11 protein-coding genes are annotated in these 14,207 nt (G+C 69.0%); 6 read left to right on the top strand and 5 right to left on the bottom strand.

The features are described from left to right. Positions 1-72: 72 nt before the first annotated feature. From ACIBN2_RS38365 to ACIBN2_RS38355, 3 genes are all read right to left on the bottom strand, one after another. On the bottom strand, positions 73-1,467 hold the full coding sequence (locus ACIBN2_RS38365) for a sensor histidine kinase (protein WP_399141634.1): 1,395 nt from the start codon (positions 1,465-1,467) through the stop codon (positions 73-75). Further along, a complete protein-coding gene (locus tag ACIBN2_RS38360) occupies positions 1,464-2,135 on the bottom strand; it encodes a response regulator transcription factor (protein WP_399141632.1) in 672 nt (223 codons plus the stop codon). The genes ACIBN2_RS38365 and ACIBN2_RS38360 overlap by 4 nt, the downstream gene beginning before the upstream one ends. A gap of 114 nt (positions 2,136-2,249) precedes the next feature. Next, positions 2,250-3,017, bottom strand: coding sequence for a hypothetical protein (locus ACIBN2_RS38355; protein WP_399141630.1), 768 nt, complete (start codon positions 3,015-3,017; stop codon positions 2,250-2,252). An 842-nt stretch (positions 3,018-3,859) separates the two neighbouring features. On the opposite strand from ACIBN2_RS38355, the gene ACIBN2_RS38350 reads away from it, so the two are divergent. After that, positions 3,860-4,930, top strand: a complete 1,071-nt coding sequence (locus ACIBN2_RS38350; protein WP_399141628.1) for a PHB depolymerase family esterase — start codon at positions 3,860-3,862, stop codon at positions 4,928-4,930. 1,180 nt (positions 4,931-6,110) lie between these two features. On the opposite strand, the gene ACIBN2_RS38345 is transcribed toward ACIBN2_RS38350, so the two are convergent. Then, complete coding sequence (locus ACIBN2_RS38345; protein ID WP_399141627.1) at positions 6,111-7,487, bottom strand: tannase/feruloyl esterase family alpha/beta hydrolase; 1,377 nt, start codon at positions 7,485-7,487, stop codon at positions 6,111-6,113. An 81-nt stretch (positions 7,488-7,568) separates the two neighbouring features. Then, on the bottom strand, positions 7,569-9,176 hold the full coding sequence (locus tag ACIBN2_RS38340) for a long-chain fatty acid--CoA ligase (RefSeq protein ID WP_399141625.1): 1,608 nt from the start codon (positions 9,174-9,176) through the stop codon (positions 7,569-7,571). Positions 9,177-9,417: 241 nt separating this feature from the next. Between ACIBN2_RS38340 and ACIBN2_RS38335 the strand changes: the two genes are divergently transcribed. From ACIBN2_RS38335 to ACIBN2_RS38315, 5 genes are all read left to right on the top strand, one after another. Continuing rightward, a complete protein-coding gene (locus tag ACIBN2_RS38335) occupies positions 9,418-10,176 on the top strand; it encodes an ABC transporter ATP-binding protein (protein ID WP_399141624.1) in 759 nt (252 codons plus the stop codon). After that, positions 10,169-10,861 carry an ABC transporter ATP-binding protein gene (locus tag ACIBN2_RS38330; RefSeq protein ID WP_399141623.1) on the top strand — a complete coding sequence of 231 codons (693 nt, stop codon included), beginning with the start codon at positions 10,169-10,171 and terminating at the stop codon, positions 10,859-10,861. The genes ACIBN2_RS38335 and ACIBN2_RS38330 overlap by 8 nt, the downstream gene beginning before the upstream one ends. Positions 10,862-10,923: 62 nt before the next feature. After that, complete coding sequence (locus ACIBN2_RS38325) at positions 10,924-12,171, top strand: ABC transporter substrate-binding protein (protein WP_399141622.1); 1,248 nt, start codon at positions 10,924-10,926, stop codon at positions 12,169-12,171. Positions 12,172-12,235: 64 nt separating this feature from the next. Continuing rightward, positions 12,236-13,102, top strand: coding sequence for a branched-chain amino acid ABC transporter permease (locus ACIBN2_RS38320; RefSeq protein WP_399141620.1), 867 nt, complete (start codon positions 12,236-12,238; stop codon positions 13,100-13,102). Then, positions 13,099-14,136: a branched-chain amino acid ABC transporter permease gene (locus tag ACIBN2_RS38315; RefSeq protein WP_399141618.1), complete on the top strand. Its 1,038-nt coding sequence runs from the start codon at positions 13,099-13,101 to the stop codon at positions 14,134-14,136. Before ACIBN2_RS38320 ends, ACIBN2_RS38315 begins: the two co-directional genes overlap by 4 nt. The last annotated feature ends 71 nt before the right edge of the window (positions 14,137-14,207 follow it).

Raw genomic sequence — 14,207 nt, 5'->3', positions numbered from 1 at the left:
GGGTCCGACACGTCCCTCCTGCGTCCCCCTGCGAAGCGAACCGCACCCACTGACCCGACACCCTCGACGCGGTCAGCTGGATTTCGCGACGGGCTCTGTCATCCGCGTACGGTCTCCGCAGAGTGTGGGCAGCAACAGCTCCAGCCGGACGCCGCGCGCCTGGGGCAGTGCCGAGACCATGCCGCCGTGGTTCTCGGCGATCTGGCGGACAATGGCCAGGCCGAGGCCCGAGCCGGGCAGGGAGCGCGCGGCAGGCGAGCGGTAGAAGCGGTCGAAGACATAGGGCAGGTCCGTTTCGGGGATGCCGGGGCCGACGTCGGTGACGCCGACCAGTCCACCGCGGGTGACCTGTACACGTACCGCTTCCCCCGGCGGGCTGAACTTGAGCGCGTTGTCCACGAGGTTGCCGATGGCCCGTTCCAGAGCTTCCGGGTCCCCGTGCACCATGCAGGGCTCGGCCACGAGTTCCAGCCTCACCCGAGTACCGCGGGCACGTGCCCGTTCCACAACGCGCAGGGCCAGTTCGTCGAGGCGGGTGTCCTCGGTATGACATACGGACTGTTGACCGTAACGGGACAGATCCACCAAATCATTGACCAGGCCGGCCAGTTCGTGCGCCTGGCACAGTGCATCGCGCAGGAGTTGCGGGGCCTGGGGATCGTCGAGTCCCTGGTCTTCACCGAGCAGTTCGAGGTTGGTGGTGAGGCTGGTCAGCGGGGTGCGCAGTTCATGCGAGGTGTCGGCGACCAACCGGCGCTGGCTGCGCACCGAACGGTCCAGGGCCGTGATCATCGCGGCGAAGGCGCGGGACAGCCGCCCGATCTCGTCACGTCCACCGGCCTCGACCTCTGCCGAGAGGTCCTGGGTCCGGCCGGCGTGCTCGATGGCCTCGGTCAGCCGACGCACCGGGCCCAGTACCCGGTTGGCAGCCAGGCGGGCTCCGACTGCGGCCAGCAGTGTGCCGCCGAAAACGATCACGGCGAGGACTTCGCGCAACTGGGAGAGGGGAGCATCGACTTCCGCAGCCGGCACCGCCGCGCGGACCAGAATGCCGGGGGCGTCTGCGAGCGCGGCGGAGTACACCCGCATCGGCGAGCCGTTCCACGCCGCGTCGTGGAAGTAGGCAGGGCTGCGCCCCGCGGCGACGTCAAAGTCCCTGCGGGTCAGGGCGACGAACTCCTTTCCGTCACTGCCGATGCCCGCAGGCAGGAGCGCGAACTGCACAGTGGTGCCGCCGATCTGCAGCGGGGTGTCCGGGATCCGCCCCGAGGCCTCGGCTGCCGTCGCCTCCTTGAGCTTGAAGGCGCTCAGCAGCTCCGGTGCCTGCCGGGTAGCGGCAACCAGGGTCTGGTTGGCATGGGTACTCAGCCGGGCACTGATCAGGGGGTAGAGGACCGCGGAGGCGGCAGCCAGGGCGAGCAGCACGACAGTCGATCCAGCCAGCGCTACCCGGTTGCGCAGGCTCACGGCTTCTCCCGAAGCACATAACCCATGCCTCGCACGGTCTGGATCAGCCGCGGTCCCCCGCCGGCCTCCAGCTTTGTGCGCAGGTAACTGATGTGTACCCACAGGGTGTTCGAGCTCGGTCCGAAGTCGTACCCCCAGATGGCCTCGAAGATCACGCCCCGGCTGAGGACCCGGAGCGGGTTGCGCAGGAAGAGCTCCAGCAATGTGAACTCTGTCCGGGTCAGCTCCAGCTTGCGTCCATCGCGATGGGCGGCGCAGGCCGCGGTGTCCAACTCAACGTCCGCGTAGCACAGCAGTTCCTGGTCTGCACCGCTTCGCCGCAGCAGAGCGCGGACCCGGGCCCGCAGTTCCTCCAGGGCGAAGGGTTTGGCGAGGTAATCGTCAGCACCCGCGTTCAGCCCCGCGACCCGGTCCTCCACCAGATCACGGGCCGTCAGCATGAGGATCGGTGTACGGTCTCCCCGAGAACGCAGGCGACGGCACACGTCCAGGCCGTTGGGCGCGGGCATGAGGACGTCCAGAACCACGACATCCAAGCTGTCACGCGTCAACGCCTCCAGGGCCTCAACGCCGTCTGCAGCCTGGGAGACCTCGTAGCCGTCCCGTCCCAGGGCATGCGCCAATGAGCGGCGGACCGCTGCGTCGTCGTCTACCACCAGCACACGCATTGCGCTCGGCATTCCTCTCGGGCCGTGGAACCGGACCAGGCACTCCCCCGCGGGTCTGCCGGGCTGGGCGAGCGAACGTCCCATCGCTCGCCCAGCCCGCCTGTCACAGTGTCCCTACTTCTTCGTCAGCCCGGCCGGCAATTGGCCGTCTCCCTGCAGGGCAAGCTTGAGCTTGTTCTCGCCCACCCCCAGCACCTTCGCAAGGCCGGCCTCGTCCTTGGGTGACGTCTGCTTCAGTGCGCCCTCGACCTTGGCCTGGGACAGCCCCAGCTTCACGGCCAGCAGTCTGACGAAGTCGTTGGAGTACCGCAGTTCACCGACGCCCGGCTTGGTGAACTTCGGAGACTGGGCCGACTGGTCGGTGAACGCGGCCAGCAGGGCCCTGGCCTTGGCCTCACTGATTCCCAGGTCATGAGCGAAGATCTGGACGGCCGCCTCGCTGTCCAGGGTGCCACCCTTGGCCAGCACCTTGGCCTTGACGTCGGCGAGGGCTGCGAGGATCTGGTCGTCGCTCACGCCGAGCTTCTTTGCAAGCACCGCCAGCCGGTCGTCGCCGGCCGGCTCGGCGAAGCAGACCTTGCCCCCATGCGGGGCCTTGGCGACCGCCGCGCGCAGCTTGGCGAGCAGCGTCGGGTCCAGCGACACGGCCTTGGCCTTCGTCCCACCCGACGCGACGAGGTAGCTGCCCGGTTGGCCGCCAGGCTTCAACTGCACGCAGGGCGCGGCGTCCGTGCCGCCCTTCTTGACCTGCTGCGCCGTCGCTGACGGCTCGGGCTGCCGGGCGGAGTTGCCGGTCGAGGCCATTGCGTTGCCCCAAGTCGCTCCGGCCCCGATGGTGAGCGCCACGCTCAGGGCCGCCACTGTCTTCGTCCTGCGACGCATGTCTGCTTCTCCTCTGTCGTGCGCGCGCCGGGCCAGTGCGCCGGCGCTGCGGGAACAACCCTCGACCGGCAGCCATAACGCAACTCTCACCGCACCTTAAGAACACCTTCAGACCTCGGAGAGCAGCCACCGCTTCGCGGCGGCCATCACAGGACTCACCGCCGGCAAGGCGCCCACTGTGCAGACGGTGGCAAAGATCGTTCGGAACTTGCGGTGCCGGTGGTGACGATCTCGTGCACCGTGGTGCTGCGCCTGAAGATGACACGTCGGCTGTCAGCGGGCCGGTCCCGGTACTGCAACGCGATCGGCGCGGAGAGTGATGGTGCCCCTGGCGGGTCGGTTGTGCGTCGGGTGGTACACGCGACGGTGAAGCTCCCCGGTTACCGAAGGGCTCGCTCCCGGACCGGTCAGGAAGCGATCGACGTCGTGGGCGTTGCCTGCCCTGCCGTGCATCCGCAGCGCACGGCGCCGGGGCGCAACCAGCCGCGCAGCCACGCAAGATGCCTCCCCGCCGGCCCCGTTGCGTGGTCATCCGGCTGCGCGTCCAGGTGCCGTGTCCCGCACGTGGTGTCCCGTAGACGCTCCGTGTCCCGTACGGACCGGCCTGCCGATCGGTGTGGCGCCGGCCGCCGCCGGGGCGTCCGCGAGTCTCACGGGGTCGCCACCACCCGTCCATGGAAAAGCCCCCCATCACGCCCCTATGAAGAGTGGGTTACGCATACATGTCATCCCGCTGGGAGCGGGTCGCACACTACGGCCAGCGGTTGTGGTGATGCCGTCACTCCCTGGGCGTCGACGGTGCGAACAACCCGTGTCCAACGATCCCCAACCAGAAGGAAGTCATGGTGCGTTTAGCACGAAAACACAAGGTCGGAAGCCGTCTCGCCCGTAGCCTGGGCGCGCTGGCCGCATTGGCACTCCTGCTGGTCGCAGGGGTGGCCACGGCCAGCCCGGCCATCGCCTCCGGGCTGACGAGGATCAGCGGCTTCGGCTCCAACCCGGGCAGCCTCAACATGTACAGCTACGTCCCCGACAACCTGCCGCCCAATGCGCCGCTCGTGGTCGCCCTGCACGGCTGCACCCAGAGCGCGAGCGACTACTACAGCAACTCCGGCTGGCCGAAGTACGCGGACATGTACAAGTTCGCGCTGGTCTTCCCCGAGCAGCCCTCGTACACGAACCCGATCGTCAATTGCTTCGACTGGGGCACCCCGTCCAACGACAGCCGCGGCCAGGGCGAGGCTCTGTCGATCTACAACATGATCCAGTATGCGGAGACCAACTACCATGTAGACCCGCACCGGATCTACATCACCGGGCTGTCGGCGGGCGGCGGGATGACCGCCGACATGCTCGCGGCCTACCCCGACGTCTTCGCCGCGGGCTCGATCGACTCCGGCCCGGCCGCCCAGTGCTCCACCACCGGCATCTTCAACACCAACTGCACAACTGGAACCACCAGTCACACCCCGCAGCAGTGGGGCGACCTCATCCGCGGCGCCCACACCGGCTACACCGGGCCGTACCCGCGCGTGGCGGTCTGGCAGGGCGGCGCCGACACCAAGGTCAACCCGGCCGAGCTGACGTACAGCAGGGACGGGTGGACCAACGTCTGGGGCATCGGCCAGACCCCGTCCAGCACCCGGTCGCTGCCCGGCGGCACGACCGAGAACCTCTACAACGACGCGCACGGCGACCCCGCGGTGGTGACATTCATGGTCTCCGGCATGCAGCACGGCCTGGCCGTCAACCCCGGGTCAGGCGCCGATCAGTGCGGCACCACCGGCACCTACTACCTGAACTACATCTGCTCCAGCTACTACACCGCCAAGTTCTTCGGCCTCGACCAGGCAGGTCCCGCCACCCCCACCGGCCGCACGGTTGCTGGCACCACCAACCGCAGCGCTCGCTGAGCTGGAACGGCATCTCGGGCGCGGCCTCCTACAACCTCTGCCGCAGCGGCAGCAAGGTCAACACCTCCGCGTCACTGGCACCAGCCACACCGATTCAGGCACACCCTGGAGGAGACCGGTTCCGGCAGCTACGTCATTGCCGACGGTCAGTGCTCACCTCCTGCACTCCGACCACGAGTCCAGTAGCAGCACTCCGGTTGGCAATCCGTGGACGCTGAGGCGGTGAAGTCCAGGCCCAGCCCGAGCGTCATGAGGCCGGTGGCAGATCCCATCCGGTGGCCAGACCGACCGTGACGCCGCGAGCGCGATGGCCCTCGGACACGCATCGGCGGGCGAAGCCCGGACAGTCGCGGCAAGCCCAACGGCACCCGTCCCTTCGAGGCGGGTGCCGTTCCGTGGGCCTGCGAACCCCAGCGGCCGTTTGTTGACATGGGTCAGTGGTCGTCAGAACCTGACCGGGTTGCTGGAGCCGAGGGAGCGCAACAAGACGCTGACATGTCTGGCTGGGGCCGAGTTGGTGACGGGAGCCCAGCATCCCACAGTGCAGTGGCTGCAGCTCTTCCTCCCCGAATCCCCTTGGGAACACGAGCGGATCAATGCCCGGCCTCTGCACGGCTTCTATGACTCCCGTCGCATCCAGAGACGGCTCGCCACCTCAGCCCGGTCGAGTTCGAGGAGAACCACCTCTCCCGGTGTGGAGGGGGAGGCGCTGATCAGTTGGGCAGGGCGGGTTGACGGGGTTTCAGGTTCGTCGGTTCGGCCGTTGCATGGTCTGCGTGGCACGGAACAGCCTCGGATACTCTCGTGCCCGCTCGGCGGCACCTCTCCGCCTGCTCGGTCCACGGTCGCGAGCTGGTGCCCGGCGCCTGGACCGGCGTCGGGCCGGATCACGGCGACGAGCGGCGCCCGTCGACAGGTCGTCGGAAACGTAGTGGAGCATCTGCAGATTGCCCGGATTGGAGCCGAAGCCCGTCACCTCCTGCAGCCCGGCGGCTTGCGCCGGGACCGGGGAGAGTGCGAGGACGACGGTGTTCAGGGACAGGGCCAGTACCACGGCGGGCTCGGGACGCGACCACGTGAGTCGCCACGAGCGGCGTGGTTTGGAGGAGCTGAAGCGGGGTTCATAGTGCACCGGGTCCCGCTGCCGGGGCCTGGGCCTGGGCCTGGGCCGGACGGAGGATCAGTCCAGGGAGCAGGTGTTGACGAGGTCGCCGGAGGAGGCAGGTCGGGTGACCGTCCGGCTCGCCGGCGGTTCCTCATGGCGCTCCACCCAGGACGTCATGGCGGTGAAGGCGGCGCGGTAGCAGGGAAGGATCGGCCGCAGCTTGTCCGGGTGGGTGTCGTAGAGGCTGTCGACGTGGGTGCCGCCCTCGATCCGGTAGTACCGGTGCAGTGCGGACCGGCCCTGGTCGGCGACCATCCGCGCGTAGACGTCGGACTGCGCGCCGATGGGGAGCAGTGCGTCCAGGGTGCCGTGCAGGGTGATCATGGGTTTGCCTATGCGGCCGGTCAGGGACACCCGGGCCACTGCATCGTGGACGGCACCGGGACGTGCGGTGTAGTCGTAGGCGGCGTCGGAGGGGCAGGGCGCGAGGATCTCCTCGGCTGTCGAACCGGCCGACGCTCCAGGGCAGTTGGAGTCATAGCCGGGGTCGAACTCGGCGCGGTAGATCTTCTGCGTCAGGCCCCAGTACACCTTCTCGTGGTACGGCCACAGGAACTCAGAACCGCGCGCGAATCCGACTGCGTACATGTCCTCGTCGGTGGCCTGGCCGAGTTGGCGGGCGACCGCGGTGGGCAGGAAGGTGAAGAGGTTTGGGCCGTCGGGCCGCCACAGGGCGCCTTCCCAGTCGACGCCGCCGTCGTAGAGCTCGGGGCAGTTCTCCAACTGCCAGCGGGTGAGGTAGCCGCCGTTGGAGATACCGGTCATGTAGGTGCGGCGCGCGGTGTGTCCGTAGTGCTGGGCGACCACGGCCTTGGCGGCGAGAGTCAGTTGAGTGGTGCGCCGATTCCACTCGGCGACCGCGTCGCCCGGATGCTGACCGTCGGTGTAGAAGTCCGGGCTGCTGTTGCCCTTGTCGGTGGAGGCGAAGGCGTACCCCTGCGCCAGCACCCAGTCGGAGATGAGGGTGTCCAGGGAGTACTGCTTACGTACACCGGGGGCTCCGGTGACCACCAGCTTGCCGTTCCAGTAATCGGGCAGGCGGATGACGAACTGGGCGTCGTGGTTCCAGCCGTGGTCGGTGTTGAGGTGGGAGGAGTCGGGGAAGTAGCCGTCGATCTGCAGGCCGGGCACGCCGGAGGGGTTGCGGGTGCCCTGGGCGGTGAGACCGGCCCAGTCGGCAGTGTCGGTGTAGGGGGTGCCGGCGAGTGCGCTGGTCGTCAGGTCGTTGTGGCAGGAGACCCGCTGGAATTCGGCGCCGGGGACGTTGACCGGGCGCCTGTGGCCGCACGGGCCGACGGGGCCGTCGGCGGCTCGGGCCTCAGTTCTGGGGGTCATCGCTGCGGTCGCCAGCAGGGCCGCGGACAGGATGGTGGTTCGTCGGCTGGGATGCATGATGCGGCTCCGGATGCTGGGGGAACGAGGACGCGGTGGATGGTGCACAACCTGCTGATGGCGCCGGACCGTTGGCCGCGATCAGGTCTCGAATCGCCTGCGCAGCGTCTTCTTGTCCACCTTTCCGACGCCGGTGCGAGGGATGGCCTCCATGACCTCGATCCGGCCGGGCAGCTGCCAGCGTGAGAAGCCGCTGCGTTCGAGGTGGTCGCGGACGCGGTCGAGGGTGATGGTGCTGCCCAGGCGCGTGGCGACGCAGATCAGGGGGCGTTCCTGCCACTTGTCGTCGGGGACTGCGATGACCGCGGCCTCGGCGACCTCGGGCAAAGCCATGACGGCCGATTCCATGTCCACCGACGAGATCCACTCGCCGCCCGACTTGATCAGGTCCTTGGCGCGGTCGGCGACGACCATGTAGCCGTGCGGTGAGCCGATGGCGATGTCGCCCGTACGGAACCAGCCGTCCTCGGTGAACGCGTTGGCGCCGTCCCCTCCGAGGTAGGAGTCGGCGATCCAGGGGCCGCGTACCAGCAGGTCCCCCATCGAGGCGCCGTCCCACGGAAGCGGGCGGCCGTCCTCGTCGCGGATCTCCATCTGGACGCCGGGCAGCGGCAGTCCGGCCTGGGTGCGGACGACGTCGGTGATCCGTTCCTCGTCCCAGTCCCGCATCCGCTCCTTGGGCCAGGCCAGCGAGGCCAGCGGGGAGGTCTCCGTCATGCCCCACACCTGGACCAGCGGGATGCCGAGGTCGCGCCGGTAGCGTTCGATCAGTGAGCGGGGCGGGCGGGATCCACCACACAGCAGGTGACGCAGCTCCGGCAGGCCGCCGCGCGAAGCGATCTCGTTGGCTACCGACATCCAGATGGTGGGCACCCCGGCGGCGACCGTGACCCGCTCGGCCGCCATCAGCTCGACCAGGGCGGCGGGGTACAGCGAGCCGCTGGAGAAGACCTGTTTCGCGCCGTACGGAGTGGCCGTGTACGGGATGCCCCAGGCGTTGGCGTGGAACATCGGCACGACCGGCAGCACGCAGTCTGCGGGGCCGATCGCCATCGCGGCCTGGGAGGAGGCGGCGATGGCGTGCAGCACGGTGGAGCGGTGCGTGTAGACCACGCCCTTGGGGCGGCCGGTGGTGCCTGAGGTGTAGCACAGGCCCAGCGGCGCTCGTTCGTCGATGTCCTGGGGCTCGTACCTGCCGGGGTGGTCTGCGATGAGCTCCTCGTAGGCCACGACTCCCGGCAGCGTGGTGGGGGGCACGGTGTCGGAGAGGACCACCAGGTGGCGAACGCCGCTGAGGCCGCCACGCGCGTGCACCTTCTCCAGAAGGGGCAGCAGGTCGGGGTCGACGAGGACTGCCCGGTCGTCGGCGTGATCGATGACGTACGCCAGGTCCTCGAGGGACAACCGCAGGTTGAGAGTGTGCAGCACGCGTCCGGTACAGGGGATGGCCCAGTACGCCTCCAGGTGCCGGTAGCTGTTCCAGGCCAGGGTCGCCACGCGGTCGCCGGGCTCCAGGCCGAGGGCGTCGAGGGCGTGCATCAGCTGCTGGGCGCGGCGCGCGAAGGCGGCGTAGGTGTACCGGTGCACGTGGCCGTCCGGGAACCGGGTGACGACCTCGGTGTCGGGGAAGTAACGCGGGGCGTGCCCGAAGAGCAGCCACGTGGTCAACGGGGTGTCCATCATCGCCATGGGGCACATCGTGGGCGCCGGGCGACGGCTCGGCCACGGCGGATTCCCACGGTCCATGAGCATCCGGTGTGGAGTGGATCCCCACCCCGCCACTGCGCGCGGCGACTGGTGACCGGGAGGAACCCACATCCGCTGAGGGCACGGTGTGGAGGTTGTCTCCGTAGCCGCCGGGGGTGTCCGAATTTAACGTCTGCGTCACATCGGCATCCGCCGGCGTATCCCCCGTGCAGCCGAGGCGGTCATGAGACAACCGCGCGCCATTCTGGCCACGCACCAACTGTCCAAGGAGTTCCAGGGCTTCCGCGCCGTGAACGAGGTGGACCTGAGCATCGTTGAAGGCACCGTTCACGCCCTGGTCGGCCCCAACGGGGCCGGCAAGACCACGCTGTTCAACCTGCTCACCGGGTTCCTGAAACCGTCGGGCGGGCGCATCACGTTCGCCGGGCACGATGTCACCGGGCAGCCGCCCGAGCGCATCGCGCGCCTCGGTGTGGCCCGCTCCTTCCAAGTCACCAGCCTGTTCCCGCAGATGACGGCCCGCGAGCACGTGGAGCTGGCGCTGCAGTCGGGCACCGGTCTGGGCCGCCGCTTCTGGCGCAGCGACAAGCTGATGCGCCGCTTTGCCGCTCGGGCCGTCGAGCTCCTCGACGAGGTCGGCCTGGCACGGCTGGCCGAACGGACCGCCGAAAGCCTGCCGTACGGGCAGAAGCGGGCCCTGGAACTGGCCATCGCGCTCGCAGTCGACCCGAAGCTGCTTCTGCTGGACGAGCCGACGGCCGGCGTGGGCCTGGAGGACGTAGGCCGGATCACGGCGTTGATCTCCCGAATCCGTGCGGGCCGCACCGTGGTGATGGTCGAGCACAACATGAGCATCGTCGGCTCCCTCGCCGACACCGTGACCGTGCTGCAGCGCGGCGAAGTGCTCGCCCAGGGCCCGTACGACCAGGTGAAGGCCGACCCGCTGGTCATCGAGGCGTATTTGGGGGCCGAGGTTGCTTGAGATCGAGAGGGTCAGCGCCCGCCACGGCGAGGCGACGGTCGTGAACGACGTGTCCCTGCGGGTCGGCGAGGGCGAGGTGGTCACCCTGGTGGGGCGCAACGGCGCCGGCAAGACCACGCTCTTGCGCTGCGCGATGGGCCTGCACCGGTCCATGTCGGGCCGCGTACGGTTCGCGGGCCAGGATGTCACCACGGCGCCCCCGCACCGGCGGGCCCGTCTCGGCCTGGGCCTCGTCCCCGACGACCGCGGCATCTACGCGGGCCTTTCGGTGGAGGAGAACCTCACCCTGCCGCCGGTCAGAGGGTTCTCACCGTGGCCACTGGAACGGATCTACGACACGTTCCCGGCACTGGCGGCCCGCCGGCGCTTCTCCGGCGCCAAGCTCTCCGGCGGGGAACAGCAGATGCTCGCGCTGGCCCGGGTGCTGCGGGCCGGAGCGCGGCTGTTGTTGTGTGACGAGCCGACCGAGGGGCTGGCCCCGGTCATCGTCCAGCGCATAGGCGAGATCCTGCGCGAGGCCAAGGAGCACGGCGTGGCAGTGCTCCTCGTGGAGCAGAACCTCCGGTTCGCCACGACGGTCGCCGACCGCCACTACCTCCTCGCGCAGGGCCGCATCGTCGAGTCGCTGGACAACGCCGACGCGCGGGAGCGCGAGGGCGAACTGCTGGCGCACCTCGGACTGTGACACACCATCACCTTTCACCACCGCGCCGCATTGAGTGACGTATCGATCAGGAGGCACCACAGATGAAGCGCACATTGTCGACGGTCGCGGCCACGGCTGCGGTGGGGGCGCTCCTCGCGGGCTGCGGCGGAGGCGGGCCCAGTTCGGGCGGCGGGAAGGTCAGCAACGGCAAGATCGTGCTCGGTGTGCTCACCGATCTCTCCGGCGTCTACGCCGACATCGCCGGGCCGGGCTCGGTCGACGCCGTGCAGATGGCCGTCGACGACTTCAAGAAGAAGCACGGCGACAAGGCGGTCACCAAGAGCATCGAGGTCGTCAAGGCGGACCACCAGAACAAGCCGGAGGTCGCCAACACCCAGGCCCGGGAGATGTACGAGCGCAAGCAGGTCGACGCCCTCTTCGACGTGCCCACCTCGTCGGCCGCCCTGGCGGTGGCGACCGTCGCCCAGCAGTCCAAGCGGCTGTACTTCAACACGGCGGCGGCGACCACCGAACTCGCGGGCAAGAGCTGCAACCCCTACACCTATGAATGGGCGTACGACGCCTACATGCTCGCGCACGGCACCGGCGCCAAAGTGACCGAGCAGGGCGGCAAGAACTGGTACATGATCTACCCGGACTACGCCTTCGGGCAGGACATGCAGGCGAAGTTCACCACCGCCGTCCAAGCGGCGGGAGGCAAGGTGGTTGCCAAGGATCCCACCCCCTTCCCCAGCGACAACTACTCCACGTTCCTGCTCAAGGCGCCCGGCCTGCACCCGAAGCCGGACGTGCTCGGCGCCCTCCAGGCGGGCGGCGACCTGGCCAACGTGGTCAAGCAGTACGAGCAGTTCAAACTCAAGGACAAGGGCATCAAGCTCGCCGTCGGCCTGCTCACGGACAGCGACATCAAGGCGATCGGCGCCGACAAGCTGACCGGGACGATGTTCACCACCGCCTGGTTCTGGAACCTGGACGCCAAGTCCCGTGCGTGGGCCGGCCGGTTCAAGCAGCGCACCGGCAAGTGGCCGACGTTCGACCAGGCGGCCGACTACTCCGCGGCCACCAACTACCTGGACGCCGTGCAGAAGGCGGGCACCGACCAGGCAGAAGAGGTCTCCAAGAAGCTGGACGGGATGAAGGTCGACGACTTCTTCGCCCGCAACGCCACCGTGCGCGCCGAGGACCACCGCGTCGTCCACGACGCCTACCTCGTCCAGGTCAAGGACCCGGCGAAGGCGAAGGAGGACGGCGACTACACCGAACTGGTCGGCACCATCCCCGCCGCCGAGGCGTTCGACAAGCCCTCGCCGGACTGTCACATGAGCTGACCCTCCCAGACAGGCGGCCCGCCCGCGACGCGCGGCGGGCCGCCGCCCGACGACGGGACCACCCATGACCTCGTTCCTGCAACAGACCTTCAACGGGCTGGTCAGCGGCAGCTTCTACGCCCTGCTCGCGCTCGGCCTCGCCGTCATCTTCGGAATGCTGCGCGTGGTGAACTTCGCCCACGGGGCCGTCTACATGCTCGGCGCGTTCGGCGCGGTCGTCCTCGCCGACAGTGCCGGGCTCGGCTTCTGGTGGGCGCTGCTGCTCGTACCCCTGGTCCTCGCGGTGGCGGGCACCCTGATGGAGCGGCTGCTCATCCGCCGCCTCGCGGCCCTGGACCCGCTCTACAACTTTCTGCTGACCTTCGGCATCGCCCTGGTCTGCCAGGACCTGCTGCGCATGAAATTCGGCTCGCACTCTCAGCCGTACGCGCACGCGCCATTCACCGGCTCCGTCGACCTCGGTCTGTTCGACTTCCCCCGCTACCAGGTCTTCGTCCTCTGCATGTCCATCGTCACCTGCCTGGCGGTGTGGCTGCTGCTGACCGGCACCCGCATCGGCACCATCGTGCGGGCGGCCACCGAACGTCCCGAACTGACCCGCGCGTTCGGCATCGACACCAAGCTCTGGGTGACCCCCGTCTTCGGCTTCGGGATCGGTCTCGCGGCGCTCGCCGGAGTGCTCGCGGCCCCCATGCGGGCGATCGACTCCTCGATGGGCGGCGACCTCATCATCACCGTGTTCGCCGTGGTCGTGATCGGCGGACTCGGTTCCGTCTTCGGCTCGGTGCTGGCCGGCTTCGTCATCGGCATGCTCCAGGCCCTCGGCAACCTGTACGTCCCCCTCCTGTCCCAGACCTCAGTCTTCCTGCTCATGGCAGTCGTGCTGCTGATCCGGCCCGCCGGGCTGTTCGGCAAGGAGGAACACGCATGATCCCGGCCCTCCTCGGCAAGCTGCGCCGGTATCCCACCGCCGTCCGGTGGGGCCTGCTCGCCGCCGGGCTCTTCGCGGCCCTCGCCCTGCCCTGGCTGCTGTATCCGCCGGTCGCCGCCGACATCCTGTGCTGGGGGCTGTTCGCCGTCGCCTTCGACCTGTTGCTCGGGCACGCCGGCCTGCTGTCCTTCGGACACGCCGCCTTCTGGGGAACCTCGGCGTACGTGACCGGGCTGATCGCCATCCACAGCGGACTGCCGTTCTACGCCGCCGTGCTGGGCGGCGCCGCGGCCGCCGCACTGCTCGCCGCACCGATCGGCTGGCTGGCCGTGCGCCGCAGCGGCATCTACTTCGCCATGGTCACCCTGGCGTTCGCGCAGATGGTGTACTTCATCGCCAACCAGTGGGGCGACGTCACCGGCGGCGAGAACGGTCTGCAGGGCATCCCGCGGAAATTGCCCGGCATCGACCTGGCTGACTCCTTCTTCTTCTACTACGCCATGCTGCCCGCGGTGCTGCTCGGCCTGGCGGCGGCCTGGCGGATCGTACGCTCGCCGTTCGGCCGGGTCGTCGCCGCCGTGCGGGAGAACCCCGACCGGATGCGGGCGCTCGGCTATCCCGTCGACCGGTACAAGCTCGTGGTCTTCGTCGTCTCGGCGTTCCTGTCCGGCCTGGCGGGCGGCCTCTTCGCCGTCAACCACGGCTTCGCCTCGCTGCAGGAGGTCTACTGGACGACCTCGGGCGAGGTGGTCGTGATGACGATCCTGGGCGGCATCGGCACCCTGTGGGGCAGCCTGCTCGGCGCCGCAGCCGTCGTGCGCCTGGAGGACTGGCTGTCCACCGCCGGCTTCGAGGAGACCGGGCTGGTCACCGGCGGTGTCTTCATCGTCGCCGTGCTGGTCTTCCGGCGTGGAGTGTGGGGCACGATCGCGCATGCGAGCCGGACAGGCGCGGGCTCTGGTCCCGAGGCCCACGAGCCCGGGTCCGACGCCGGCAAGGATCATGACGGCACGCCGGAACGCGTGCCATCGTAAGCAGCGCACCACGCCCTCACCGTCCGCGGTGCAACACCGACTCACGAGGTGCCGCCCGAGCCGCCCGAGGG

The sequence above is a fragment of the Streptomyces sp. NPDC050534 genome, assembly GCF_044457745.1.
In the GTDB taxonomy this organism is placed as follows: domain Bacteria; phylum Actinomycetota; class Actinomycetes; order Streptomycetales; family Streptomycetaceae; genus Streptomyces.
Note: the sequence above shows the minus strand (reverse complement) of the source record. Positions and strands in the feature narration are given on the sequence as shown.